At 66.4% G+C, this 26,559-nt stretch carries 23 protein-coding genes; 15 read left to right on the forward strand and 8 right to left on the reverse strand.

What is annotated here, in order from left to right:
* Positions 1–84 precede the first annotated feature (84 nt).
* The 3 genes from DOL89_RS04285 to DOL89_RS04295 all read left to right on the forward strand — a co-directional run bounded on the left by DOL89_RS04285 (position 85) and on the right by DOL89_RS04295 (position 4,203).
* Complete coding sequence (locus DOL89_RS04285) at positions 85–1,575, forward strand: Rieske 2Fe-2S domain-containing protein (RefSeq protein WP_119678024.1); 1,491 nt, start codon at positions 85–87, stop codon at positions 1,573–1,575.
* Positions 1,576–1,646: 71 nt separating this feature from the next.
* Complete coding sequence (locus DOL89_RS04290; RefSeq protein WP_119678025.1) at positions 1,647–2,816, forward strand: polysaccharide pyruvyl transferase family protein; 1,170 nt, start codon at positions 1,647–1,649, stop codon at positions 2,814–2,816.
* Entirely contained in the window at positions 2,791–4,203 is a 1,413-nt protein-coding gene (locus DOL89_RS04295; RefSeq protein ID WP_119678026.1) for an FAD-dependent oxidoreductase, read from the forward strand. Before DOL89_RS04290 ends, DOL89_RS04295 begins: the two co-directional genes overlap by 26 nt.
* A gap of 20 nt (positions 4,204–4,223) precedes the next feature.
* Here the strand turns inward: DOL89_RS04295 and egtB are convergent, their stop codons facing one another.
* On the reverse strand, positions 4,224–5,564 hold the full coding sequence (gene egtB, locus DOL89_RS04300; protein WP_225889887.1) for an ergothioneine biosynthesis protein EgtB: 1,341 nt from the start codon (positions 5,562–5,564) through the stop codon (positions 4,224–4,226).
* A 354-nt stretch (positions 5,565–5,918) separates the two neighbouring features.
* Between egtB and DOL89_RS04305 the strand changes: the two genes are divergently transcribed.
* Positions 5,919–6,746, forward strand: a complete 828-nt coding sequence (locus tag DOL89_RS04305) for an alpha/beta fold hydrolase (protein WP_162937323.1) — start codon at positions 5,919–5,921, stop codon at positions 6,744–6,746.
* A 16-nt stretch (positions 6,747–6,762) separates the two neighbouring features.
* Here the strand turns inward: DOL89_RS04305 and DOL89_RS04310 are convergent, their stop codons facing one another.
* The gene (locus DOL89_RS04310) at positions 6,763–9,420 is read right to left on the reverse strand and encodes a glycosyltransferase (protein ID WP_205574638.1); all 2,658 of its coding nucleotides are present in this window, start codon (positions 9,418–9,420) and stop codon (positions 6,763–6,765) included.
* Between the two features lie 339 nt (positions 9,421–9,759).
* On the opposite strand from DOL89_RS04310, the gene DOL89_RS04315 reads away from it, so the two are divergent.
* Positions 9,760–10,215, forward strand: a complete 456-nt coding sequence (locus DOL89_RS04315) for an HIT domain-containing protein (RefSeq protein WP_119680240.1) — start codon at positions 9,760–9,762, stop codon at positions 10,213–10,215.
* A gap of 4 nt (positions 10,216–10,219) precedes the next feature.
* Here the strand turns inward: DOL89_RS04315 and DOL89_RS04320 are convergent, their stop codons facing one another.
* The gene (locus tag DOL89_RS04320; RefSeq protein ID WP_162937324.1) at positions 10,220–11,455 is read right to left on the reverse strand and encodes an alpha/beta fold hydrolase; all 1,236 of its coding nucleotides are present in this window, start codon (positions 11,453–11,455) and stop codon (positions 10,220–10,222) included.
* A 403-nt stretch (positions 11,456–11,858) separates the two neighbouring features.
* Here DOL89_RS04320 and phaR point away from each other — a divergent pair, with 403 nt between their 5' ends.
* From phaR to DOL89_RS04355, 7 genes are all read left to right on the forward strand, one after another.
* Positions 11,859–12,497: a polyhydroxyalkanoate synthesis repressor PhaR gene (phaR, locus tag DOL89_RS04325; protein ID WP_119678028.1), complete on the forward strand. Its 639-nt coding sequence runs from the start codon at positions 11,859–11,861 to the stop codon at positions 12,495–12,497.
* A 312-nt stretch (positions 12,498–12,809) separates the two neighbouring features.
* On the forward strand, positions 12,810–13,352 hold the full coding sequence (locus DOL89_RS04330; protein WP_205574639.1) for an OmpA family protein: 543 nt from the start codon (positions 12,810–12,812) through the stop codon (positions 13,350–13,352).
* A 54-nt stretch (positions 13,353–13,406) separates the two neighbouring features.
* Entirely contained in the window at positions 13,407–13,943 is a 537-nt protein-coding gene (locus tag DOL89_RS04335) for a DUF4189 domain-containing protein (RefSeq protein ID WP_119678030.1), read from the forward strand.
* 588 nt (positions 13,944–14,531) lie between these two features.
* Positions 14,532–15,380, forward strand: a complete 849-nt coding sequence (locus DOL89_RS04340) for a glucose 1-dehydrogenase (protein ID WP_225889888.1) — start codon at positions 14,532–14,534, stop codon at positions 15,378–15,380.
* A gap of 54 nt (positions 15,381–15,434) precedes the next feature.
* On the forward strand, positions 15,435–16,214 hold the full coding sequence (locus DOL89_RS04345; protein WP_119678031.1) for an SDR family NAD(P)-dependent oxidoreductase: 780 nt from the start codon (positions 15,435–15,437) through the stop codon (positions 16,212–16,214).
* Positions 16,215–16,227: 13 nt separating this feature from the next.
* Positions 16,228–17,280: a phosphotransferase gene (locus DOL89_RS04350; RefSeq protein WP_119678032.1), complete on the forward strand. Its 1,053-nt coding sequence runs from the start codon at positions 16,228–16,230 to the stop codon at positions 17,278–17,280.
* Between the two features lie 136 nt (positions 17,281–17,416).
* Complete coding sequence (locus DOL89_RS04355; RefSeq protein WP_162937325.1) at positions 17,417–18,484, forward strand: endonuclease/exonuclease/phosphatase family protein; 1,068 nt, start codon at positions 17,417–17,419, stop codon at positions 18,482–18,484.
* Here DOL89_RS04355 and DOL89_RS04360 read toward each other — a convergent pair whose 3' ends face one another.
* The 3 genes from DOL89_RS04360 to rocD all read right to left on the reverse strand — a co-directional run bounded on the left by DOL89_RS04360 (position 18,485) and on the right by rocD (position 21,268).
* On the reverse strand, positions 18,485–18,967 hold the full coding sequence (locus DOL89_RS04360) for an Lrp/AsnC family transcriptional regulator (RefSeq protein ID WP_119678034.1): 483 nt from the start codon (positions 18,965–18,967) through the stop codon (positions 18,485–18,487).
* A gap of 88 nt (positions 18,968–19,055) precedes the next feature.
* The gene (locus tag DOL89_RS04365) at positions 19,056–19,973 is read right to left on the reverse strand and encodes a dimethylarginine dimethylaminohydrolase family protein (RefSeq protein WP_119678035.1); all 918 of its coding nucleotides are present in this window, start codon (positions 19,971–19,973) and stop codon (positions 19,056–19,058) included.
* A gap of 56 nt (positions 19,974–20,029) precedes the next feature.
* Positions 20,030–21,268 carry an ornithine--oxo-acid transaminase gene (rocD, locus tag DOL89_RS04370; protein WP_205574640.1) on the reverse strand — a complete coding sequence of 413 codons (1,239 nt, stop codon included), beginning with the start codon at positions 21,266–21,268 and terminating at the stop codon, positions 20,030–20,032.
* A 428-nt stretch (positions 21,269–21,696) separates the two neighbouring features.
* Here rocD and DOL89_RS04375 point away from each other — a divergent pair, with 428 nt between their 5' ends.
* The 3 genes from DOL89_RS04375 to DOL89_RS04385 are packed head-to-tail and all read left to right on the forward strand — an operon-like array spanning position 21,697 to position 25,653.
* Positions 21,697–22,911, forward strand: coding sequence for a murein hydrolase activator EnvC family protein (locus DOL89_RS04375; RefSeq protein ID WP_225889889.1), 1,215 nt, complete (start codon positions 21,697–21,699; stop codon positions 22,909–22,911).
* Position 22,912: 1 nt separating this feature from the next.
* Positions 22,913–24,316, forward strand: a complete 1,404-nt coding sequence (locus tag DOL89_RS04380; RefSeq protein WP_119678037.1) for a S41 family peptidase — start codon at positions 22,913–22,915, stop codon at positions 24,314–24,316.
* Positions 24,317–24,330: 14 nt separating this feature from the next.
* Positions 24,331–25,653, forward strand: a complete 1,323-nt coding sequence (locus DOL89_RS04385; protein ID WP_119678038.1) for a divergent polysaccharide deacetylase family protein — start codon at positions 24,331–24,333, stop codon at positions 25,651–25,653.
* Between the two features lie 12 nt (positions 25,654–25,665).
* Here the strand turns inward: DOL89_RS04385 and rlmH are convergent, their stop codons facing one another.
* Positions 25,666–26,124, reverse strand: coding sequence for a 23S rRNA (pseudouridine(1915)-N(3))-methyltransferase RlmH (rlmH, locus tag DOL89_RS04390; protein WP_119678039.1), 459 nt, complete (start codon positions 26,122–26,124; stop codon positions 25,666–25,668).
* Positions 26,125–26,149: 25 nt separating this feature from the next.
* Entirely contained in the window at positions 26,150–26,539 is a 390-nt protein-coding gene (rsfS, locus tag DOL89_RS04395) for a ribosome silencing factor (protein ID WP_119680244.1), read from the reverse strand.
* Between the last annotated feature and the right edge of the window lie 20 nt (positions 26,540–26,559).

The raw sequence follows: 26,559 nt of genomic DNA on the forward strand, positions 1-26,559 counted from the left end.
GGCCGGGCAAATTCGTGGTGTCGGTTCCGCGGCACGCCTGTTGAACAAGCAGAGGATTGTGCCAGCAGGAAAGGATGTCGGCGGATGGCGAACCCAGCACGGATCGGTGACAGCATCATCGAGCGCATCGAACGCGCGCGGAGCCTCGACCGGCTCAGCCACAGCCTGGGAGAGGCGGTGGCGCTTCCGTTCCGGCTGATGGGCGGGCGTGGGAAGGAGGTCCGGACCGTGCTGCACGGGACCCGCTACGGCCATTCCCTCCACCCGACGGTCGTCACCGTTCCGATCGGGTCCTGGGCGGCATCGGTGCTGTTCGACCTGATGGACAGCATGCAGAGAGGAAAAGAAGGGCCGGCCTATGCCGATGCGGCGGACCTGACGCTCAAGGTCGGCTGCGCGGGGGCGGCGGGCGCGATCGCCACCGGGCTCGTCGACTGGGAGAAGACGCATGGGGAGCCTCGGCGGCTTGGGCTTGTCCATGCCGCGACGAATGCGACGGCGTTGGCGCTGTTCCTGTCGTCGCTCTCCATGCGGCGGCGCGGGCAGCGCTCCAGCGCCAAGGCGGTGTCGGCCCTGGCGTTCGGGACCATGTTCGCGGGCGGTTATATGGGCGGGCATCTGGTCCACCGCCGCAATGTCAGCGCCGACCACGCCGACCGGAATCCGGCCCCGCGGGAGTTCGTGCCGGTGATGCGCGACGCCGAGCTGCGGGAAGGGCAGCCCCGCCTGGTGGAGGCGGATGGCGTGCGGATCGCGCTGGTGCGCAACAAGGGCAAGGTCCATGCGCTGGGCGACCGTTGTTCCCATTTCGGCGGACCGTTGTCGGAAGGCTGGGTGTTCCGGGACGGGCTGGTCTGCCCCTGGCACGGCTCGCGCTACTGCCTGAAGACCGGGCGCCCCATCGACGGACCGGCCACAGGCGTGCAGCCGCGCTTCGACGTTCGGGTGATGGACGGGATGATCGAGGTGCGGAAGCCCGAAACCCGCCGGCCGAACACGCCTCCACCCCGCGACCAGAGGGAACCGGCCCCGCCGCGCACTGCCCGGAAGGCGGATGAGGTGCTGTTCGAGCATCACCAGATCATGCGCAGCCTGTTCGACCGCATCGCCCTGACCGAACGGAACGACCCGCGCCGGCTTGAGCTGGTGGACGAGCTGGCTGGGGAGATGGACATGCATGAGAAGATCGAGCACGAAATCTTCTATCCCGCCGTTCGGCGGGTCACCGACTCCATCCCGATCGCTGGAGCGGAGCATCAGCAGCTTGCCGACCAGCTTGCCATCACGCTGACCCTCGATCCGTCCACCGCGGAGTTCGATGACCATCTCCGCGCCCTCCGGTCCGCCCTGGAGCATCATGCCGGGTCGGAGGAGCGGGAGATGTTCCCGGATGCCCAGAATCTGGGGGACACAGAGCTGCGGCGGCTGGGCATGCGGATGGAACGGCGGCTGGAGGATTTGCGCCGCTCCCGCGTGCAGAACCTGATCCGGCTTGGCCGTCAGCTCATGCTGGAGCGGGGGCGCGGGCGGATGGGAAGGGCGATGAGCGGGTCGCTGATGTCGGCCGAACGCTGACCGGCGCTGCACCGCAACATGGGCCCCTGTCCGCTGTTTGGTGACAGACAACCCCAGCGGACAGGTGGCCCATGCCCCCGGTAATCGGCATCTCAGGCTCCTACGGCGGCTTGAACCTGGGGGATGAGGCGATCCTCTCCTCCGCTATCCAGCAGCTCCGCGCCGCATGTCCAGGGGTGGAGATCGTGGTGTTCTCCCGCAATGCGGAGCATACAAGGCGGCACCATGATGTGGACCGGGCGCTGAACGCCCGCACCTCCATGCGCCAGCAGATCCTGCCGGAAGTACAGCGGCTGAACCTGCTGCTGCTGGGCGGGGGCGGCATCCTCTATGACACGGAGGCCCAGGCCTATCTGCGGGAGGTGGAGCTGGCCCATGAGCTGGGCATCCCGACCTTCGCCTTCGCCGTCGGCATCGGCCCGCTGAAGGACCGGGATGAACGGATCGCCGTTCGCAACGGCCTGAACCGGATGGCCGGCATCACCGTGCGCGAGGTCACGGCCAAGCGGCTGTGCGAGGATATCGGCGTGCAGGTTCCGGTGGAGGTCACCGCCGACCCGGCCCTGCTGCTGAGGCCGGAGCCCTTCACCGACGAGATGCTGGCGGCGGAGGGCATTCCAACCGACCGGCCGCTGGTGGGCATTTCCGTGCGGGAGCGGGGGGCCGCGGCTCCCGGCCTGACAGCGTCCGACTATCACGATCTGGTGGCCGATGTGGCCGACTTCATGATCCAGCGCTTCGATGCCGAACCGGTGTTCGTTCCGATGGAGCGGGTGGACCGCAACGAATCCCACCGGGTGATCTCCCGCATGGCGCATCCGGACCGCGCCTATGTGCTGAAGCGTGATTACAGGCCGCAGCAGATCATGGGGTTGGCGCAACGGCTGGAACTGGTGGCCGGGATGCGGTTGCACTTCCTGATCTTCGCCGCTGTCACAGGCACGCCGCTGATCGCGCTGCCCTATGCGTCCAAGGTACAGGATCTGGTGTCCAGCCTGGGCATCGAACACATGCCGGTCGAAACGGCAAAGGCCGGAGCATTCCTGGCGCGGCTGGATCGGCTGTGGGACACGCGCAAGGACCAGAAGGCCGTCATCGCCGAACGTCTGGGGCAGGTGCAGCAGTTGGCGCGACGGACTGTTCCCCTGGCGCTGGCGACCATCGGCCATGGGCCGGGCGCCAACAGCATCCAGGTACAGCGCGTGGGAGAAGACCTTGCCAATCCTCCAGTCGCCTTCTGAGGTTGAAACCGTTCAGCTCCCGGCGCGGGAGGCGCCTGTCCTGGCAAGCTGTGACGTGCTGGTGGTCGGCGGCGGCCCCTCCGGCATGGGGGCGGCCATGGGGGCCGCCTGGGCCGGGGCGGATACGATCCTGACGGAGCGGTTCGGATTCCTTGGCGGCAATCCCACAGCCAGTCTCGTGAACCCGCTGATGTCCTGGCACACCAGCAATGGCAAGCCGCTGCTGAACGAGGACAAGACCCGCCTGCTGCCCCAAGACCACGGGCCCGGAGACCCGGTGGTGGCGGGGGCCATGCTGCATTTCGTGAACCTGCTGCTGGAGGCGGGCGGCGCCATTCCGCCCAGCATCACCACCGGCTACACGGTTCCGTTCGATCCGGAAACCTACAAGGCCGTGGCGCTGGAAGCGGTGGATGCCGCCGGGGCCAGGGTGCTGCTGCACGCCTTCGCCACCGGCCCGCTGGGGCCGCGCTGCAAGCCGGAGGGTGTGGTCTATGAGGGGAAGGCCGGGCCTTACGTGATCAAGGCCAGAGCCATCGTGGACGGGTCCGGCGATGGCGACATCGCGGCCAAGGCGGGGGCAGACTACCATGTGGGACGGGAGGGCGACGGGCTGGTCCAGCCCATGACGCTGATGTTCCGGATCGGCGATTTCGACCGCGACGCCTTCGCCGACTATGTGCGGGATCACCCGGACCAGTGGCGCGGGGTGCATGGCCTCTGGGATCTGGTGCGGCAGGCGACGGAGGCCGGCGACCTCACCATGCCGCGCGAGGACATCCTGTTCTTCGCCACCCCGCATCCGCGGGAGCTGTCGGTGAACTGCACCCGTGTCACCGGCGGGCTCGCCACCAACGTGCTGGACATCTCCCGTGCCGAGATCGAGGCCCGGCGGCAGATGCGGGAGATCATGGCCTTCCTGGTCAAATATGTGCCGGGCTTCAAGGACGCCTATGTGATCCAGGCCGGCGTGAATATCGGCGTCAGGGAGACGCGGCGCATCGTCGGCGACTACACGCTGACGGCGGAGGATGTGCTGGGGGCGGCCAAGTTCCCGGACGCCATCGCGCGCGCCAGCTATCCGGTGGATATCCACAATCCCACCGGCAAGGGCACCGTGCTGAAGCGGCTGCCGCCCGGCGAATGGTACGAGGTGCCTTATCGCTGCCTGTTGCCCAAAGGCGTCGACAACCTTCTGGTCGCTGGCCGCAGCATCAGCGGCACGCACGAGGCCCATTCCAGCTATCGGGTCACGCCGACTGCCGTGGCAACCGGGCAGGCTGCCGGCGTGGCCGCCGCGCTGGCGGTGCGGACCGGCCGGACCCCGCGGGACGTTCCGGTGGAGGAGGTCAGGGCGGAGCTGCGGCGGCAGGGAGCGATCATCTAGCGCCGCAAGGCCGGCTCATCTCACGCATCCTCCGCCAGCCGGATGCAGGTCATCTGCCAGCGGCTGCCGGGGGCGAGGTGGTGGCGGTAGGTGGCGCGGATCATCTCGCCGGGCGTGAGGGCGCTGCCGCCGCGCAGGACCATGTGGCCGGCGCCCAGCCGCGGCATGGCGAACTCGCCCACTGCGAACGGTCCCGGTTTGTGGCGGGGGTAGGGGGTCAGGGGGCTCTGCGTCCATTCCCAGCCGTCGCCATACATCTGCCAGGGACCCTCGCCGGCACAGGCGGCAGTGACGGGATGCAGCCGCCCATAGTCCAGCAGATTGCCGGTACGGCGATGGCCGGCGGCCATCACCTCCCATTCCATCTCCGTCGGCAGGCGCTTGCCGGACCAGCGGGCGAAGGCGTCGGCCTCGAACCAGCTCAGATGGCAGACCGGTTCCTCCCCATCGACCAGCCGCATGCCGGACAGGGTGAACTGGTGCCAGAGGCCGCCATGCTTGAACCAGTAGAGCGGAGCCTTCCAGCCCTCCTGCTGGGCCAAGGCCCAGCCTTCCGGCCGCCAGAAGGAAGCGGTGGAATAGCCCCCATCCTCCATGAATTCCTGGTACTCGGTGCAGGTGACCAGCCGGCCGGCCATGCGGAAGGGCGGCAGGATGACGGGATGCCGCGGCTGCTCCAGGTCGAAGCTGAAGCCGGCGCCGCCATATCCGATTTCGGCTGTGCCTCCCGGATGGGCGATCCAACTCTGCCCAGGGGCGGAAGTCAGCGGCGTCGGCTGGCTTTCCTGATAGGCGGGACGCAGCGGGTTGGACCAGAAGGCATGCTTGATGTCGGATAGGATCAGTTCCTGATGCTGCTCCTCATGGGTGAGGGCGAGTTCGATCCAGCCGGCGATCTGGGGCCAGATGCCCGTCGACGCTTCTTCGATCAGTCTCATCACCGCCGCGTTCACATGTTCCCGCCAGCGGCTGACGTCGCTCAGGGCCGGGCGGCTCAGCAGATGGCGGGAGGCGGCCGGGTGGGCGGTTTCCGCTGGTTCCTTCAAGGCGTTGAACAGATAGGTGAACCGGTCGTCGAAAGCGGTGTAGCCGACCAGGAAGCGTTCCAGCACCAGCTTCTCCAGAAGCCAGCAGGTGTGTCCGAGATGCCATTTGACCGGGCTGGCCTCTGGCATGGACTGGACGAGTTGATCCTCGGGCGTCAGGCGCGACGCCAGCAGTCCGCTGTTGCCGCGCACCCGGCGGAAGCGGGCGGCCAGGACCGACCGATCCGGTGTTGCGGTTCCTCCGGCGTCGCCGGACATGCCGGGACCTACCGCGCCCTGGCGGCTTGCGTGCCGATCCGGTCTGGCGCCGAGCATCGGGCTTCTCCCTGCCTGCGTACCCCGCTTGGATTCTCCGGTCGTCGAGCCGGTCCGCGGTTCACACCATTGAACGGCAGCGCCAAACCGCAGTTCCACGGCGCACATTAGCTGGCGCTCAAGCTCTTGGAGGTAGGGTCCGACCACCCAGGCGGAGCAGACGAGACGGGTAAGGCTTCGAGCGGTTATCCAGAGATGACCGCTGATATCCTTTTTCCGCGCCGGGCTGGTTCCGGCATCCCGCGCATTTCCGGACGCTCAGCCTTCATAGCCGGCATTCTTGCGGGTCTCTGGCTCGATACCGCTCGTCGGACACGACAGGCGGAACGACGCCATCCTCCGGAAGGAAGGTTCGTGCAGGTCGGGGGCGGGAGGCTGCACTATGTGGAGCAGGGAAGCGGCCCGCCGCTGGTCCTGTTCCATGGCGCCGCCTACCTGCATGGCGACATGTCGAAAGGACCGCTGGGCGCGCGGCTGCGCCGGCGCTACCGCTGCATCAGCTTCGACCGGCCGGGGCACGGGTACAGCAGCGAATATCCCTTCCACATGGCCCCGCAGCATCAGGCCGACCTGCTGCGCGAAGCGGTGCGGCGGCTGGGCATCCAGCGGCCGATCCTGATGGGCCATTCGTTTGGCGGAGCCGTGGCGCTGGCCTATGCGGCCCGCTACCCGGACGAGGTCGCAGGCGTCGTCACCCTGGCGCCGCAGGCATTCCCCAAGGCGACGGCGGCCACGGTCGGGTTCGGCCTGCTCGGCCTTCTCCAGGGACTTCCGGTGTTGAACCGGACGATTTCCCCCGTGCTGGGGCGGATGGGAATGGGGAAGGTGATCGAAGAGGCATTCCGACCGCAGAAAGTGCCGCGGAGCTTTCTCGCGGCGACCCCGGCCGGGCTTCTGGCGCGCCCGGTGCAGATCCGCTCCACGTCGCAGGAAATCCTGACAGACCTGCCCTCCATGGCGGCATTGCCGCGACAGTACCGGCTGATCAGAGCGCCGATGGCGACCATCGCCGGAACAGGCGACATCGTGCTCGATGCCCACGACCAGGCGGAGCGGCTGGCCCGGACGGTGCCTGGAACCCAGCTACACCTGCTGCCCGGACTCGGGCACATGCTGCATTACTTTGCGCCGGACATTGTGATGTCGGCGCTGGACGAGGTGCGGGATAGGGCGGGCCTGTAGCGGCCCGCCCTATCCGTCAGTCGGCGCCGAGCTTCGGCATTGCCGCGTCCGGGACCATTTCCTCCTGCCGGCCGAGCGGCAGGACGTTCAGACAGCTCACCGCCAGGGCGGCTATATAAGGCAGCGACTGCACGACCAGCATCGCCGACCAGATATAGGCGTCGCGGTTTTCGCCGCCGATCCACCAAGCGACCAGCCCGGCCGTCACCCACAGGCCCAGCATCAGCAAGGTCTCTTCCTTGGCGTTCTGGAAGCCTTGCACAAGAGCCGGCTGATTTTCGCACTTCGGCGTGCGGACGAAGGGCCGGCCCTCCGTGAACAGGCCTTGCCAGACGGCGCGGCCGACCGTGTGGGTCAGCGCCATGCCGGCCACGGCGGCCCCGACCTTGTCCAGGAAGGAGCAGTTGACCCGCGCCTCGTACAGCCACAGCCCGCAGATCACCTTGAAGAAGAAGACCGAGAGGGTAGGGAACAGGAACACGGTGGGCGGCAGCTCGAACATGCCGGCGGCATAGCGCGCCAGATTGTCGGGCAGCCAGTAGGGCAGCAGCAGACCGATGGACCAGATGATGCCGCCGACGACGAAGGCCATGTGGGCGGCGTCCGCGAACCAGGGCAGCCAGCCGGTGACGAAATGGTACTTCTGCCCGAAGGTCAGCTTCTTGCCGCTGGGCAGGAATTCCCGCCAGTGCCGCTTGATGATCTGCACGGCGCCATAGGCCCAGCGGAAGCGCTGGGTCTTGTAGCCGGCAAAGCTATCGGGGACGAGGCCCTGGCCGAAGCTGTCCGGCATGTAGACGCTCTCATACCCCTCCTCGAACAGGCGCAGGCCAAGCTCCGCATCCTCGCAGATGCACCACTCCGCCCACATGCCCACATCCATCAGAACCTTCTTCCGGATCTGGGTCATGGTGCCGTGCTGGATGATCGCGTTGCGCTCATTCCGCTGGATCATGCCGATATGGAAGAAGCCCTGGTACTCCCAGTTGATCATCCGCTGGAAGGGATGGCCGTTCCACTCGCGATAATCCTGGGGCGACTGGACAAAGGCGATGTTCGGGTTCTGGAAGTAGGGAACCGTGGCGCACAGCCAGTCCGGCTTGACCTGATAGTCGCTGTCGATGACCGCCACGATCTCCGCGTCCGGGGCGGTGACCTGCAGGCCGAAATTCAGCGCGCCGGCCTTGTAGCCTGGCCATTTCGGCAGGTGGAAGAAGCGGAAATGCGGGCCGAGCTTGCGGCAATGCTCCTCCACCGGCTTCCAGACCTCCTCATCCTTGGTATTGTTGTCGATCACCAGGACTTCGAAGTTCGAATAGCCCATGGCGGCCAGCGCGTTCAGCGTCTGGATCACCATGTGCGGCGGTTCGTTGTAGCAGGGAATGTGGATAGAGACCTTGGGCGTATAGCCCGATATGTCCCCGCGAACCGGCTGGAACTTGCGCCGCCAGTTCGCGGACCACACCACCTCCGTCAGCTCGAGCCCGTCGATCAGCATCACCGCCAGCAGGATCACCTGCGCGGTCAGCAGGATGGAGAAGGCGACCGTGGACATGGTGCCCATGCCGGCCGTCATGGCCTCCGCCCCCGTCCAGACCAGCGCGGACGCCGTGGCCTGGATCAGCGCGCCGTAGAAGAGCTGTCCGCCGGGCTTGAGGTCATCCCGCCGCAGCACGAACCAGAACAGGGGCAGGGCCGCCAGAAGGGTGGAGATGGCGGCCAGCACCGGCCAGCTCGGCACCTCGAAGACGCCGCCCTGCATCGGGAACTTCAGGTTCCGATTGGTATCCCAGATGCCCCAGTTCGCCTCGACGGGGCCGCCCAGAACCCGTTTCCAGGGCTGGTCGAAGGCCTCCATGATGTAGAAGTCCCAGCGCTGCTCCCCCGCCAGGTTCAGGAAGCCGCGGATGAAGCCGGCCTGGTTCACCAGACTGGGCTCGGACCCGCCGCGATAGGCGCCGTCGGACGGCCAGCCCACCTCGCCGATCAGCACATGCTTGTCGGGGTAGAGCGCCTTGATCTCATTGTAGCTGTTCTGGACAGCATCAAGCGCCTCGGAGATCGGCACCTTCTCCCAGTAGGGCAGCAGGTGGATGGTGATGAAATCCACCGCCTCCGCCAGCTCCGGATGCTCCTTCCAGACATAGGGCGGTTCGGCCGTGGAGACTGGAACGTCCACCTGCCGCTTCACGCGCCCGATATACTCGATCAGATCCTCGACCGGGATATCGTCGCGGAACAGCACCTCATTGCCCACCATCAGGCGGCGGACATTCTCATTGCCACGGGCAATGCGGACGACGCTGTTGATTTCCGCCTCGTTGGCGCCGCGGTCGCCGGAAATCCAGGCGCCTGCCGTCACCAGCAGGCCGCGTTCGGCCGCCAGCTCGGGGACCTGTTCCAGACCGTTCAGGGCGGAATAGGTGCGCACCGATTTCACGTAGGGCGCAACCACGTCCAGGTCCCTGGCGATGTCCTCGCGCGAGGGGTGCCGCCCTTCCTGCGGGTTCTGGTCCGTCTGGTACGGTGTGAAGCCGACGCCCGCGATAATGCCTGACCACGGCCGCTCCGGCGTGGAGGGACGGTTGCTCAGAGCCCAGGCAAGCATATTGCCGGCCAGCAGAAGGAACAGCACGGCCCATGCCGTCGCCCGCAACGCCATTATCTTACGCATGTGGATCAGCGTTCCCTTGACCTTTTTGCCCCTGCCGGTCGCATTCCCCCGGCCGCCTTCCGCACATCCGTCCCACCGATGCTGCGGTGCGAACGCCCGGTCTGGACGGCGGATATAGGCGCCGTTTACGGTGATAATGTGGAACCTGCATGGCGATTATCGCCGGATCCAGCCATAAGGCAGCATCCGGCGCTCTCGCCGAACAGACTAATACTTATGCACCCAGATCAATGCGTCCAGCGGGACTTCTCTGCGCCAGTCTTGCGTTTTTCGCACTCCGAAAAGAAAAAACCCGGACAGCTGCGCAGCCCAACTGGACAGGACGTAGAATTGGCGATCATGACATCACAATCCAACAATGTGCCGAATGACCAGAATGGGACAAGTTTCGCACTGCACCCAAGGCTCGCGGCCGACACGCTGTTCGTTGCGGATCTGGCCCTTTGCCGGGTTCTGCTGATGCATAACGCGGCCTTTCCCTGGTTGATCCTTGTCCCCCGCCGCGTCGCTGCCACAGAAATCCACCATTTGCCTGCGGCCGACCGCTTCAGGCTGATGGAAGAAATGGCCCTGGCGGCGCAGGCGCTGGAGCGGCTGGCGGCGCCGGACAAGATGAATGTCGGGGCGCTGGGCAATGTGGTTCCGCAGCTGCACGTGCATGTCGTCGCCCGCCGCAGGGATGATCCCGCATGGCCCGGACCCGTCTGGGGCAGCGGCGTTCACCGGGATTACGGGGCGGGGGAGGCGGAAGCCTTCGCGATGCGGATAAGTGAGGCTCTGGCCGCCCCGGCATGACCAGTCAGGAAGCAAGCCAGCGATGCAGAGGCTCCCAGATCGTCTGCGGTGCGTTGCCGCTGACGATCATGCCGATGTGCCCCAGGTTGGGCTGCCATATCTCCGCCTCCGGGATCAGCGCGCCCAGCGCCGCGGCGGAGGCTGGCGGTACGATGCGGTCTCGCGACGGTACGACTACCAGACTCCGCATACGCAACTGCTCCGGGCGTACCGGGCGACCTGCGATCTTCCACATCCCCCGGCCGGGCGTGTTTTGACCGTACCAACCTTCCATGCAATCCCGCGCGACATCGGCCGGAAGGGCGATCCCGTCGTTCAGCCAGTCCTCCAGGGCCACGAACTCCTCCGCTTCCGGCGATGCGGGATCGAGCCGAGCGAAGCGGCTGAACTTCTTCAGAACCAGCAACGGGTCCAGGGCCGCAAACAGTGTCTGGATGGCGTCCACCGGTAGCTCTCCGGCAAGGCGCAGAGCAGGTTCCAGCGCCGGCAGCATCGCGGCAACGCGCGTGGCGGCGGCCGGGTCGTCGGCGTGGAAGTCCCAGGGGGTCGCCAGGGCCACGAAAGACCTAAACAGGTCCGGCCGCTGCTGTACCGCCGCGAGCGCCAGCAGACCGCCCATGCAGTAGCCTACCGCCGCCAGTGTCTGACCTTCGGCCGCGTCCTTGGCGGCCGCGGCCGCGCGCAGCAGCCGTCCGGCGATGAATTCGTCCAGTCCGGCCGGTCGTTCGTCCGGTCCCGGCGCACCCCAGTCCAGCACGAATACCCGCATGCCGCGCCCCGTCAGCCACCGCGCCAGACTTTTCCTGGCGGAAAGGTCCAGGATGTAGCCGCGGTTCACCAGGGACGGAACGAACAGCACGGGCATCCCGCCGGCTCCCCCGATTCCGCCGAAATCCAGCAGCCTGCTCCGCCCCTCCTGCCAGATGGCGGGAGGGTCCTCCACGTTCCTGCGATAGGTATGGCGGCGGTACCGCTCAACTCCGGTCAGCAGCAGGTCGAGCCGTCGCCGCATCTCGCGGTCGACGACGCGGGCCAGCTCATCCGGGTCGCTTGCCGCGAGGTCGCTTGCCAGCTCCTGCGCCCGCTGGCGCAGGCTGGGCGGCAAGGGAAGCGATCCGTTCCTCAAGAAGGGCAATCCGGCGGGCGAGCTCAGCAGCACGGTCAGCGCCGTCGTCAGATGCAGCCCCAGCGGGCGCGGTCCCTGCCGTCGAGGTGGCTGGCCGCCCGGCTGCATCGTCATCGGAAACGCTCCTGTCGCGCGGTGAGGGGGTCGCGCCCGGCGTAAATCCGGGGGGCCAGCCCGGCGGCTTGCCCGCAGCGCCGGCCAGGAAAGGGTTCATCATCAATGCGGTCTGTCCAAGACCCTGCACCGTCCTGGCGATGGCATCGGCCATGCCGCCATCGGCGTACATGGCGGCCCACTGGTCCTGCCACAGGTCCAGATAACGCCGGGCCAGTTCCTCCATCGAGGGGGGATCGCGATCTTGTCCAGTCATGTGAATAGCTTAGCATTCCGTTGGTGGCTGCGCAGCATTAGCGAAACTGCTGAAATTCAAGGCACTCCTGCGCAATGCTTGCACTGCAATGGTGCAATAGCGTAATTCTATAGGTCGCACCATGCACATGCTGGGGGAAACGCCTTCATGGCTGATAAAGAAGAATCCAAACCCGCACCGGTGACAATCAAGAAGTACGCCAATCGGCGCCTCTATAACACAGCCACCAGCAGCTACGTCACTCTTGACCATCTCTGCCAGATGGTGAAGGACGGGACCGATTTTGTGGTCTACGACGCGAAGACCGGAGACGACATCACCCGCTCCGTCCTTACCCAGATCATCGTGGAAGAAGAGGCAAAGGGCCAGAACCTGCTGCCGATTCCGTTCCTGCGTCAGCTCATCAGCTTCTACGGCGACAACATGCAGTGGCTGGTGCCTCGGTATCTGGAACACTCCATGCAATCCTTCACCTCGAATCAGGAGAAGATGCGGGATTATTTCCAGAATGCGTTCGGCGGGATGTTCCCGTTCGGCACGTTCGAGGAGATGAGCAAGCAGAACATCGCCATGTTCGAGCGCGCCATGCGCATGTTCAGCCCCTTCAGCGGGGTGGAAGGCGCGATGAAGGAGGCCGGACGTGATTCCGCTGCTTCCGCGGCGGCATCAGATGTCTCGCGTAAGGCGGCCGGCTCCCAGGCGGAAGAGAAGTTCGACGAGCTGCAGAAGCGCCTGGACGAGTTGCAGCAGCAGCTCGAGGGGCTGACCAAGCGCAAGGTCGAATAGACCGGAACGTAGCCATTCAACTCGAAAGGGGCACCGCCGGACGGCGGTGCCCCTTTTCGTTTTCATGCAGCGCATGAGGACGCCGGGCCGATATTTCCACCGGATCGGGTGGTTGGATGCGGGTATTCGCCAATTGGATCGATGTAAGCCAGGGCGGGCGAGGCGAGCTGGATTTATCCCATCCTGCCGGGGTGCCACCCCGAAAGATGGGAACTCATGCCCTGATGTGGTGGTTCATGGCACGAGGCACGGCGCACCCGAAAGGAGCGGCGCGTGTCAGCAATGAGACTCACCCACTCGGAGGAACACCCCATGCGTGTCCCGAAGCAACTCTGCGCGACCGTGCCGGCCGCCATGCTGTCCGGTCTGGTGCTTTTCGCGGCGGGCAGCGCCGCTGCGCAACAGTCCGGTCAGCAGTCCGGCAACTACTCCTACTCCGCCGGCTATGACGCGGCCCTGCGTCAGGGGCAAGCGCAGGCAGCTCCGGCTCAGGACGTGCTCGAACAGGTTTATTTCGACTTCGACAGCGCCGAGCTGCGCTCCGATGCGCGGACCAAGCTGAACGACCTCGCCAGCATGGTCCGGGAGAACGACATCGGTCAAGTGAATGTCGTCGGCCACACCGACACGGCCGGCCCTGCCGATTACAACATGGGCCTCTCCCAGCGTCGGGCCGAGGCGGTATCGCAGGCACTGACCGACCTGGGCATCCAGAACCAGATCATCGACCTCTCCTGGGAGGGCGAGCAGGACCCGGCGGTGCCGACCGGCGACGGCGTTCCGGAGCAGCAGAACCGGCGCGTGGCGATCACGATTCCCGCCGCCGGCGGGTTCCAGGCCGCGAGCGCCCAGTAACCGCCAGTTGGATGCACCGAACCGGATCGATGCCGGATGATGAGGAGCAGAACCATGCGCAAACAGATTCTTCTTCTGACTTCGCTCGCCGCTCTCGCGGCGGCGCCCGCCATGGCCCAGGATCAGCCGGAGGCGATTGCCAACCTGTCCTCCCAGGGCCGGGACGCCTTCACCGTCTACAGCCAGTTCTCCAACCCGAAGGCTTTCGCCGTCGCTTCCGACGGGGCCTACGGATTCTATGGCGGGCAGGGCAGCGCCGATCAGGCGATGTCGGAAGCCGTTCGCCGTTGCCAGAGCGTCAGCAACACCGGCGACTGCCAAGTCGTGTCCATGAATGATGAGCCCATGGTCGCCGCCGGCCCGGGCGTGGCAGAGGCCCTGCGCAGCATGAACACCTCCACGATGGGCGGGCTGCGCGAGGAGGCGGTCCAGGATTTCCGTCAGGCGCAGTCGCCCAAGGCGCTCGCCACCTCCCAGGACGGCGCCTGGGGCTGGGTCGCCGGCGCCTCCAGCATTGAGGCCGCCCGGTCCGAAGCGCTGCGTCACTGCAGCGAGTGGGGCCAGGGCTGTGAGGTGACCGAGGCCCAGTGATTCTTCAGCAGGATCACAGATCGGCCAGATCCCCCGGCGTCGCGAGCGCCGGGGGCTTTTCTTTTCCGGTTGCAAGAAGGGGGTGGTGCAGCAGCGGGGGAGATAGGAATTGCATGCTCCCTTTGCGCCTCCTATCCCACAGTAACGCCGGCACCCATGGCAGTGGTGCCGCGCCTTCGCTCCTCGCTAAGGCCCCCGCGCCGGCCCGGTTGCGGCCGCACCGGCTAAGCTTCCTGCATGGAAAATCACGAAGACTGGAAAAGGCGGCTCCCGGTGCCTGTCGCCAGCTGTCGGGCAGTGGCGGTGTGGGAGGCCCCTGAACGGATTGAATATTCCGCCCCGACCGCGGAGGGCGTCGCCGTGCCCGCGTGCGTTCCTGCAAACCCGTCCGGCCGCGCCCTCGTGCCGCTTCCTGGTCAGAAGGCGGCGGCCCAGGCTTTTGCCGAAGCCGACCGCGCTTATCGGAGGACAATGGGGGACGAGGTCCCGGCCAACACATTCGATGTAACGGTATGAGGCGCGTCCAATAGGCTTTCAGGCCTTCCTGCCATGTTATAAGGTGCGTTGGGGGATATTCGAACGGACGCCATGCCGCTCAGCCCCAGCTCCGCCAACCGGTTCTCCTGGAGCCGGGCAGGCGGAAATTACAAGATGGCAGGGGAGAAGGCGCTCATGACGGGGCGGGTACAGGACAAGGTCATTCTGGTGACGGGCGCTGCTTCGGGCATCGGCCTTGCTACGTCTAGGCTGCTGGCGGAACAGGGCGCAAAGGTCATCATGACTGACCGTAATGCCGATGGCGGCGCTGCCGCGCTTGAGCAGGTCGGGAACGGCGTCGAGTTCCACGCCCAGGACGTAACGGATGAGCGGCGGTGGGAGGAGATCGTCGCCGACGTCGTGGCGCGGCACGGCCGACTGGACGGGCTGGTCAACAATGCCGGCGTCGGCTCGATGAACACGATTGAGCAGATCACCATTGAGGAGATGCGCTTCGTCAATTCCGTGAATGTCGAAGCCGTGGCCATCGGCTGCAAGCACGCCATCCTGGCGATGAAGAAGACAGGCGGCGGCAGCATCGTGAACCTGTCCTCCGTCGCTGGCCTGATCGGCGCTCCGACCCTGCCGGCCTATTGCGCCTCCAAGGGAGCGGTGCGGCTGCTGACCAAGTCCATCGCCGTCTACTGCGCCCAGGCCAAGTACGAGATCCGCTGCAACTCCGTGCATCCGTCCTTCCTGCGGACGGCCATGGTACAGAGCATGATCGACGGCGCGCCCGATCCGGCCCGCATGGAACGGGCATTGGAAAGCGCCTCGGCGCTGGGCCGCATGGGGGAGCCGGAGGATGCCGGCCACATCATCGTCTATCTCTGCTCCGACGAGAGCCGGTTCGTGACCGGCGCCGAGTTCGTCGTGGATGGCGGGCTGACGGCGCGGTAACGGCTGCGGACGCGTACAGAAAAGAAGAAACTATCCAGGAAGGAACGCTCAGACATGCATCCGCTTTTCGACCTTACCGGCAAGGTGGCGCTGATCACCGGCTCCTCGCGGGGAATCGGCAAATCCATCGCCGAGGAATATGCGAAGGTTGGCGCCAAGGTGGTGATCTCGTCGCGCAAGCAGGATGCCTGCGACCGGGTGCGGGATGAGATCATTGCGGCTGGCGGCGAGGCCATCTCCGTCCCCTGCAACATCGGCCGCAAGGAAGAGCTGGAGCGGTTGGTAGCTGCTACGATGGAGGCCTGGGGCCGGATCGACATCCTGGTCGCCAATGCCGCCATCAACCCGGTCTACGGTCCGCTGGGCAGCGTCACGGATGAGGCCTGGGACAAGATCATGGGCACCAACCTGCGCAGCACCTGGCAGATCTGCAACATGGTGATGCCGCAGATGGCGGAGCGGAAGGACGGGTCCGTGATCGTGCTTTCCTCCATCGCCGGGGTGCGCGGCAATCCGGTAATCGGCGCCTATGGCGTGTCCAAGGCGGCGGAGGCGGCGCTGGTGAAGAATCTGGCGGTGGAGTACGGACGGTACAATGTGCGCGTCAACGCCGTCGCCCCCGGCATCATCGAGACGGATTTCGCCAAGGCCCTGACCGACAATCCGGATATCGCCAAAGCGGTGATGAGCCGGGCTCCGCTGGGCCGCTTCGGCAAGCCGGTGGAAATCGCCGGCGTCGCCCTGATGCTGGCGGGAGACGCAGGGCGCTTCGTCACCGGGCAGCTCATCATGGTGGATGGCGGCGCCACCATCGCCGACCCGACCGTGATCTGAAAGGGAAGCAGGGATGAGCAGCGCCGTCCTGATCGACATCCTGGACCAGCACCGATTCGACCAGGGAGCCCTGGAAGCCTACCTATCTCGCCATCTGGAGGGCTTCCGCACGCCGGCTTCGATCCGCCAGTTCCAGGGCGGGCAGAGCAACCCGACCTTCCTGATCGAGGATGCGGCGGGGGCGAAATTCGTGCTCCGCAAGAAGCCGCCCGGCAAGCTGCTGCCCAGCGCCCATCTGGTGGAGCGGGAATATCAGGCCATGCGCGCCCTGGCCGGCACGCCGGCGCCGGTACCGAAAGCCCGGCTGCTGTGCGAGGACGCGTCGGTCACCGGCACGGCCTTCTACGTCATGGATTTCATCGACGGCCGCGTCTTCGCGGACGTGACCCTGCCCGGCATGCGGCCGGCCGAGCGCGCCGCGATCTTCGACGCCATGAACGCCACTCTGGCGGCCCTGCACTCCGTGGACTGGAGGGCGGTGGGGCTGGAGGGGTTCGGCAAGCCGGAGAACTACATCGCCCGTCAGGTGGATCGCTGGTCGAAGCAGTATGTCGCGGCCAAGACGGATGAAATCCCGGCCATGGACAGGCTCATGGCCTGGCTGCCGGAGCACATCCCGGCGGGGAACGAGACCACCATCGCCCATGGCGACTACCGGCTGGGGAATCTGATGTTCCACAGCTCGGAGCCGCAGGTCGCCGCCATCCTGGACTGGGAGCTGGCGACGCTGGGCCACCCGCTGGGCGATCTCGCCTACAACTGCATGGCCTATCACCTGCCGGCCGGCGTCAAGGAGTTTCCCGGCCTGATGGGCATCGACCTCAAGGCGGAGGGCATCCCGTCGGAGGATGAGTATCTGGACGCCTATTGCCGCCGCACCGGCCGTAGCGGCATTCCGGACTGGAACTTCTTCCTGGCCTTCAGCTTCTTCCGTATCGCCAGCATCTGCCAGGGCGTCTATGCCCGCGCCCTGGCCGGCAATGCCGCCGACAGGCGGGCGCAACGTTATGGCCAGGTCGCGCAGGCAACGGCGGAGATCGGCTGGAGCCTGGCCCAGAAGAGCTGAGCGCCACGGCGCTTCGCGGGGCTCAGGGCGGGGAGACGGCTGGGGCCGACCCTCCCGCCCGATTGCCACATCCGGCCATGTGGGGTAAGGACGGGGACCGGCCCCGGGCCATGCTCCACGAAGACCAGATTGATCGATGTTTTCACTGCCCCGCGCCATGAGAATGGTGGCGGCTGCCCTTCTGCTCGCGGCTCTCGCCGCCTGCGGGAAGCATCCGACACCGGCGCCATTGCCCCAGCTTGCAACCAGGACCCCGGAAATCATCCAGGACTCCGGGACGGGGCGCCGGAAGACGACCCTGTCCGTCCTGATCTACAATGTCGCGGGTCTGCCCTGGCCGGTGCGATGGGGTCGGGGCTGGGCGTTGGACCGCATCGGCGACGATCTGCGCCGGTTGCAGCTTGAGGGCAGAGCGCCGGACCTCCTGCTCCTACAAGAGGCGTTCACGTCGCAGGCCGGCCATATCGGCATTCGGGGGCTCTATCCCAACTGGGTGCGGGGACCCAAGGCGGGCGACGACTTGACCATCGAAACCCCGCTGCAGAATCCTGAGTTCATGGCCGGTCGCCGGTTCTGGAAGGGGGAGGGAATCGGCAAGCTCGTGTCCAGCGGCCTCTATATCTACAGCAACTACCCGATCCAGGCTGTCGAGATGACGCCGTTCGGCCGGAACAGTTGCGCCGGCTATGACTGTCTGGCGAACAAGGGCGTGATGATGGCGACCATCGCCATTCCTGGCGTGCCCGAACCGATCCAGGTGATGAACACGCACCTGAATGCGAGAGGGGCTTCCCGCGTCCCCATCGACCGGACCCACAAAGCCCACGCCCGCCAGCTCGATGAGATCCACATCTTCCTGGGCCGGCATCTCCGTCCGGACTGGCCCTTTATCTATGGCGGGGATTTCAACACCCGGGGCTCCGACCTGCGCTATGCGCGCAAGACCATGAACGTGCCTGGCACCGTTGTCCGCTACTACTGCACCGTCATCACCACGGATTGCGATGTCCGCATGTCCTGGGACGGGGACGCGCCATGGCTGGACACGCAGGACCTTCAGGGCTTCGCAGATGGCGTCGGCGTCCATGTGCGCCCGGTGCGGGTGGAGGCGATGTTCGATGTACCGTTTGACGGGGAAAAGCTGTCCGACCATGACGGCTACCTGGTCACCTACGAACTGTCGTGGGACGCCGCCGGGCCCTGATCAGCCCTCATCCGAAAAGATCGGCAGGGGGGCCAGCTCACGGACGGGGCGGAGCACGATGTTGCTGGTGACGCGGGAGACGCCGAGCTCCCCGTCATCGATCCAGCCCTGGGTCAGCGCCTGATAGGCGTCCACGTCCGGACAGACCAGCTTGGCGATGTAGTCGAACTCTCCGCTGACTTCAAAGCACTCCACCACCTCCGGCGTATCGGCAAGGCGGCGTTCGAAGATCTGGCGATGGGCCTGGCCCTGCCGCTCCATGGCGATCTGGGCCAGCACAGTGATGCAGGATTGAAGCTTCCGCAGGTCCAACATGGCCTGATAGCGGAGGATCAGCCCGTCCCGCTCCAGCCGCCGCACACGCTCAAGGCAGGGACGGGGTGACAGGCCCACCCGTTCGGACAGGGCCTGATTGGTGATCCGGCCGTCCTGCTGAAGTTCCTTCAGGATCCGGATATCGATCTGGTCGAGCTTTCGCCGCATGGGCGGGACACTAGCACGAAGGAGGCTTCGGGCACACGAAATGGACGGCGGAAGCCTTCCGCCGTCCTTCGCCTGCCCGTGCAACCGGTCAGTCGCCGGCCTCCGCCAGTTCAAGCTGCGCGGCCCGTGCTCCACGCTTGGAATGACGGTCCAGGCGCAGGACAAGGCACCAAGCGGAGCCTCCGGACATGCCAAAGCTGCGGATCGGCACCTCATGGGTCGTGTAGCCGTGCTCCGCCACCATGGACCTCATGCGCTGTGACGCCTCGGCCAGCACGATATCGTCGCCCAGATTGACGGCGTTGCAGGCCAGCTTCTCCGCATCCTCCATTGGAACCTCAATCAGGTTCTCGTCGCCGACGATCTCCCGGATCAGGCCCTGTCCCTGACGGCTGAAGGCGCAGGGCACCCACATCACATGGCCGCGGGACAGCGGGTTCAGGCAGGTGTCCATGTGGTAGAAGCGCGGGTCAACCAGTTCCAGCGGCACGACCTGCTCCCCGAACAGCTCCGCCACCACCGGCGCTGCCTCCCGGTCTGAGCGGAAGCCGTAGCCGAGGAAGAAGGTCTCCCGATTGATGTCGTGCACGCAATCCCCGGCTCCCTCCAGATGCACCCCGGCGGGCATGTCATGCACCTCCGTCAGGATGCCGCGGGCGGCCAGTTGATCGAAGGCCTTCCGGAACAGGGGCGTTTCGCCCTGCCGCTCCGGAAAGCGGAAGGTGGCGTTCAGGGCCTTGCCGTCCAGGATGACGGCGGCATTGGCGGTGAACACCATGTCCGGCAGACCGTCGGCCGGCGGCACCAGCTCGATGGCGGCGCCGAGCTGTTCCAGCTTATGGCGCAGGAGCGACCAGCCGTCGGCGGAGCGGCCCGTCAGCTCGTCGCGCCGGCTGTTCCAGTCGTCGGGATGCATCCAAGGATTGATGCTGTAGCTGACTTCGAAATAGTCGGGCGCGCACATCATGATGCGGGCGCGCGGGGCGGCGTGCCTTGTGTCTGCCATGGTCCCTCCTGGGGCTCAGCCTTCGTCTGGTGTCGTGTCTTTGTTGGTTGGGCGCCCTAGGCGGGCACCTTTGCATCCGCCAGGAAGAGGGCGCTCAGCGTCTCCTCGAAGCGGTTGATCGCCCAGTCCAGCTCCTCTGCCGAAATGACCAGGGGCGGAGCGAAGCGGATGACGGTGTCGTGGGTTTCCTTCGAGAGGACGCCGTTGCGCATCAGCGCCTCGCAGACCGACCGCGCGGTGGCGAGGGTCGGGTTGATCTCTACCCCGACCCAGAGGCCGCGGCCGCGCACGCCGGCGATCAGCGGGGAGTTGATGGCGGACAGCCGCGTCATCATGTGCGCGCCCAGTTCCGCGGAACGCTCCACCAGCTTCTCGTCGGCAATGGTATTCAGCGCTTCCAGCCCCACGGCGGCGGCCAACGGGTTGCCGCCGAAAGTGGAGCCGTGGTTGCCCGGCACGAACTGGGAGATCACATCCCGGCGCGCCACGAAGGCGGAAACCGGCAGCACCCCGCCGCCCAGCGCCTTGCCGAGGCAGAGGCCGTCCGGGCGGATATCCTCATGCTGATAGGCGAACCATTTGCCGGTGCGGCCAAGGCCGGACTGGATTTCGTCCAGGATCATCAGGACATTCTGTCGGTCGCAGATTTCGCGGACCCGGCGCAGATAGCCCGTCGGCGGAACGACAATCCCAGCCTCGCCCTGGATGGGCTCGATCAGGATCGCGGCAGTATCGGGCGTGATGGCAGCTTCGAGCGCGTCGGCATCGCCATAATCCACCAGCCGAAATCCGGGGGCGAAGGGGCCGAAGCCGTCCTGATACTCCGCCTCGCTGGAGAAGCCGACAATGGTGGTGGTGCGGCCATGGAAGTTGCCCCTGGCGACAATGATCTCCGCCCGGCCCTCAGGGATGTTCTTGACCCGGTAGCCCCACCGGCGGGCGGCTTTGATCGCGGTTTCCACCGCTTCCGCCCCGGTGTTCATCGGGCAGGCGCCGTCGAGCCCGGTCAGCTCGCACAGCTTCGCCAGGAATGGACCCAGCCGATCAGTATGGAAGGCGCGGGAAACAACGGCGACCTTGGCGGCCTGCTCCGTCAGGGCGTGCAGAATGCGCGGATGGGAATGGCCGAGATTAACGGCCGAATAGGCGCTCATCATGTCCAGGTAGCGGGTGCCGTCGGCATCCCACATCCACACGCCTTCGGCGCGGCTGATCACCACTGGGAGCGGCTTGTAGTTCCGGGCGCACCAGCGCTCTTCCACCGCAATCGCATCGGCCACGACGTTCGCGCGCATGTCCATGTGATCCCCCCGTTCCGACCCTTGTTCAGGCTCCATTATTTCGAGTCTGGCACGGAGCAGGCAGCCGAAACGGCCGAAGAGGAGGGCATGGCCGACAGAAAGCGGTCCTGAACGGTACGCGGCTCAGCCGAACCGGACAGGCTGAGCCCGCTGCGGGCTCATCCGATTGCGCGGCGGGGCAGGCAAGATTTCCTTAACCCTGGGGCCGCTTAGGTGGAGGGGTTATTCATATCGGTGCAACGATCCCCGGATGACGTGGGGCACCGACGGCCCTATCATGGCATCGCGCGCCAGCAGAGTTGCCGGACGTAGCGGATTCAGGACGGCGGATGGGCAGGATTCCGGACCAGGGTATAAGGCGGAGACGGCGGGGAAATGGCGAACGCCATCCTGGACGCTTCCCTGTCCCCGGTCCGTTTGTCATGGCGGTGGCCCTGGCTGCCGGCATCCATTCGATGAGCGTCGCCAACGCTGCTCCAGCTGTCGATACGCAGGACCGGCTCCGCCAAGTTGAGCGGGATCTTCAGGCCGGGGAGAAGGAAAGGGCCAAGCTGGACGCCAGGGCCGAGGCGCTGGAGCAGGAACTCGCGGAACTGCGCGCATCCCTGATTTCCGCCGCCGCGGAGGCCCGCGCCAAGGGAGAGGAGCTGGACCGGCTGGAGACCGAGCTGGCCCGGCTTGACGCGGACGAGGCGGCGCGCAGTGCCCGGATCGAAGCGGACCGCGCCGCCCTGGCAGAGCTGCTGGCGGCCCTGCAACGCCTGTCCCGCATGCCGCCGGAAGCGATGATCGCGCGGCCGGAACCGCCATCCCGAACACTGAAGAGCGCGCTGCTTCTGCGCGCCGCGGTGCCGCAACTGAAGGAGCGGGCGGACGCGCTTGCGGCGGAACTGGAACAGTTGGCCAGTCTGCGCACGGAACTGGCTGCACAGCGGGAAGAGGTGGCCGCGGCCGCGGCGGCATTGGACCGCAGGCATGCGGAGACGGCCAAGCTGGCCGCGCGGCGCGAGGAACTGTACAGAAGCACCGACAGTGAGCGGCAGGCCCTGTCCACCCGGCTCGCGGCGCTGGCCGGGCAAGCGGGCGATCTGAAGGAACTGATCGACAAGGTCGAGGCGGAGCGGCGTGCCGCCGCCGAGCGGCAGCGCGCCGAAGAGGCTGCGCGGCAAGCCCAGGCGCAGGCCGAGCGGGAACGCCGGGCAAAAGAACGCGCCGAGGCGATGAAACGTGCCCCCGGAATGTCCAAATCCGGAGGAATGATCCTGCCCGTGGGCGGAGACGTCGTGACGCGCTATGGCGAGCAGGACAGATTCGGGGTGACCAGCCGCGGCCTTACGCTGAAGGGACGCGCTGGCGCGGATGTCGTCGCCCCGCTGGAGGGATCGGTGATGTTTGCCGGACCTTTCAAGGGCTACGGGCTTATCTTGATCCTGGAACATGCCGGTGGATATCATTCCCTGCTGGCAGGTCTGGGGCGGATCGATGGTCAGGTGGGTCAGCATGTGCTGGCGGGGGAACCCCTGGGAGCGCTGTCATCGGACGGCACGCCCACCATGTATTTCGAATTGCGGCGGGGTGGTCAGCCGATCAACCCCATGCACGGTGTCTCGTCCTCCGACGGCAAAGGGCAAAGTTGATATGAAGAAGCTCCTCTCATCGGTCGCAACGGTCTCGCTGCTCATGCTTGCTCCGGCCTGCGCCGGCGCGCAGGGCAAGCAGGCGGTCCAGTCAGACACCTACAAGCAGCTTGACCTGTTCGCCGACGTGTTCGAGCGCGTACGCTCCGAGTATGTCGAGCAGGTCACGGACGAGGAGCTGATCGAGGCGGCCATCTCCGGCATGCTGACCTCGCTGGACCCGCATTCCAGCTTCCTGAACAAGGACAGCTTCCAGGATATGCAGGTGCAGACCCGCGGCGAGTTCGGCGGGCTGGGCATCGAGGTCACGACGGAGGAGGGGGTCGTCCGCGTCGTTTCCCCCATTGATGATACCCCGGCCTACCGGGCCGGCGTCCTGCCGGGCGACTACATCGTCGCCATCGATGACGAGAGCATCGTCGGCCTGCCGCTGAACGAGGCGGTGGAGAAGATGCGCGGTCCCGTCGGCACCAGCATCAAGGTCACCATCCGCCGTCCCGAGGTGCAGGAGCCGATCGACTACAATCTGACCCGCGCCGTGGTGAAGGTGCAGTCCGTCCGCTATCGCGTGGAAGCCGGGAACGTCGGCTATATCCGCATTTCGAGCTTCAACGAGCAGACCCAGCCCGGCCTGGAAAAGGCCATCGCGAAGCTGGAGGAGGATCTGGGGGATGATCTGGTCGGCTATGTGCTGGACCTTCGCAATAATCCCGGCGGCCTGCTGAACGAGGCGATCAGCGTCTCCGATACCTTCCTGGAGCGCGGCGAGATCGTCTCCACCCGCGGGCGGGACAGCGCCGACAGTGAGCGCGCCAATGCCAAGCCGGGTGACCTCGCGAAAGGCAAGCCTGTCGTCGTTCTGATCAATGGCGGCTCCGCCTCCGCGTCGGAGATCGTGGCCGGGGCGTTGCAGGACCATCGCCGCGCCATCGTTCTGGGTACCCAGAGCTTCGGCAAGGGGTCGGTCCAGACGATCATTCCGCTACAGGGCAACGGCGCCATGCGGCTGACCACGGCGCGCTACTACACGCCGTCCGGCCGGTCCATCCAGCAGCTCGGCATCACCCCGGACATCGAGGTGCATCCGGCCAAGCTGGAAGAGATCGCCGAGGGGCAGCGCCGCCGCGAAGCAGACCTCCGCCATTCCCTGAGCAATCCGGAGCGGCAGGGGACGCCGCCCGCGCAGGGCGAAGTTCAGCCGCAAACGCAGACTCCCGCTCCCGGCCCGACTTCCGAGGTGCAGCCGCCAGCTCCGACGGGCGGTGAGGTGGAAGCGCCAGCGGCGCCCGAGGCGACGACCGCCCAGGGGCAGCCCAACGAGCCGCCCTTCGACTACCAGCTGGCGCGTGCCGTGGACCTGCTGCGCGGGGTCAGCCTGTTCGCGCAGGCGAAGCCGCTGAACTGATATCGGTCTGAGAATTGGCCCGCTTTCAGTTCAGACGCAAGGCGGCAGCCGGAGCGGCGTTCGATCCGGGTGATCCGGATCTGGCGCTTTCCGGCAGCGCCGCGGTGCTCGCCCAACGCTTCGGCGTGCGTCGCGGAACCGCCGAGCATTCCGCCCTGGACGATGTCCCGCCGGCTGCCCCCAGGTGTGGCCGGCAATCGTCGTTCAACCCGTTGAAGCTCCTCCGCAGACGCAAGCCGGCCGCGCCGGACGGTTATCTGGCCCTGGAAGCCCCGGGGAGGCGCAAGAGCCGGCGTCTCAGCGCCGTTTCGCTCGCCTTCGGTATGGTTATGCTGTCCGGCGCCGGACTGCTGGTCTGGCTGGCACTCACGGCGGAGGAGACTGTCAGCCGGCTCGATCCCTTGCCGCCGGTTGTGGCTCCAGTACTGCTTCCTGACGGGACGCCGCGCTTCCAGGAACCGGTGGCTGCTACGGTGGTCCCCCCCGAGGTTGCGCCGGCAGAGGAGGTGGACCCCGTCGATCTGCCGGTTGAACTGGCGCCCTCGCGCAATGAGGCGATGTTGGAGCGCGGTCCGGCCGGACTGCTGCCCGTTGTGGCGGCGGACGGCACCGCTCCCTGGCAGCACTATGCCCGGCCCTTCCCGCAGGAGGATGGCCGCCCGCGGGTCGCCATCGTCGTGGCGGAACTGGGTTTGTCTTCCAAGGCAACCGATAGCGCCGTCGCCCGGCTGCCTGGCGCGGTGACCATGGCATTCGTGCCGGGGACCGCCGATCTGCAGGCGCAGATCGACAAGGCGCGGGCGGACGGGCATGAGGTGTTGCTGTCAGTTCCCATGGAGCCGGTTGGCTTTCCCGCCAACGACCCCGGGCCGGGCACACTCCTGACCAATCTAGGGGATGAGCGGAACATCAGCCGGCTTGAGACCGCGATGACGGCGGCCACCGGGTATGTCGGGCTGACCAGTACCACCGGTAGCTATTTCCTGACGCGTCAGGAGAATCTGCGGCCGATCCTGAACCAGGTTCAGCGGCGAGGGCTGCTGTATGTGGACAGTCGGCCAGTGGCTGAAAGCCAAGCCACCCGGATCGCGACGGAGATCAAGCTTCCACGGGCGGTGGCTGACATCCAGGTGGACCGGATGGCCTCGCCCGCCGGGATTGACGCACAGCTGGCGGAACTGGAACGGCTGGCCAAGGCCAACGGAGCTGCCGTCGGCTTCGCGCAGGCGCTGCCGGTTACGATGGAGCGCCTGGTCCTCTGGGCCGAAGGGCTGCGGGAGCGTGGAGTCGTGCTGGCGCCGGTCAGCGCCGTGGTGAACCGTCAAGCTGACCGCTGACGGAATGAGCCGTCAGGCTCTGTGATAGGGGTGACCAGCCAGTATCTGCTGCGCGCGGTAGAGTTGCTCGGCCAGCATGCCCCGCACCATCATGTGCGGCCATGTCATGGGGCCAAAGGCGAGCAGAAGGTCGGCCCGGCGGCGGACCTCCTCTGCCAAACCATCCGCTCCGCCGATGACGAAGGCGATGTCCGCCGTGCCCTGGTCGCGCCAAGCGCCGATGCGGGCGGCAAAATCCGATGAGGGCAACGCACGGCCCCGCTCATCCAGGGCAACCAGTTTGGCGCCGGCAGGTATCGCGGCGAGGAGAAGCTCGGCTTCCAGCCGCTTCAGCTCCTCCCCTTCCACGCGTTTCTTGACCTCGACCTCCCGCAGGGTCAGGGGCCAGCCGAGGCGGCCCTGATACTCCTCGAACAGGTCGCGCGCAGGGCCGGGCTTGGCCCGCCCGACGGCGGCAAGCCACAGGCGCATGCATCGTTCCCCGTCCGCGGCCCCGTCAGGTGGGCAGGTATTCCGACGGGCCGGCGTTCAGAAGCGAAGCCGGCGGCTCCACGCCCCACATCTTCTCGATGTTGTAGAAGGCGCGGACCTCGGGGCGGAACAGATGCACGATGACGTCGCCTGCGTCAATCAGCACCCAGTCGCACTGGGGCGCACCCTCGGCCTCCACGCCGGCAACGCCGAGCGCCTTCAGCTTCTCCAGCAAGTGGTCGGCCATGGACCCCACCTGACGCGCGGAGCGGCCAGTGGTCACCACCATGAAGTCTGCGAGGCTGGTCTTGCCCTGGAGGTCGATGACGACGGTGTCTTCCGCCTTGTCATCTTCGAGAGACTGGACGACGAGATCGCGAATGCGCTCCGGCAGGTCGGCCGCGAGATGCGGCATCGGGGACCCCATGTTGGTGC

Source organism: Indioceanicola profundi (genome assembly GCF_003568845.1).
Lineage (GTDB): Bacteria > Pseudomonadota > Alphaproteobacteria > Azospirillales > Azospirillaceae > Indioceanicola > Indioceanicola profundi.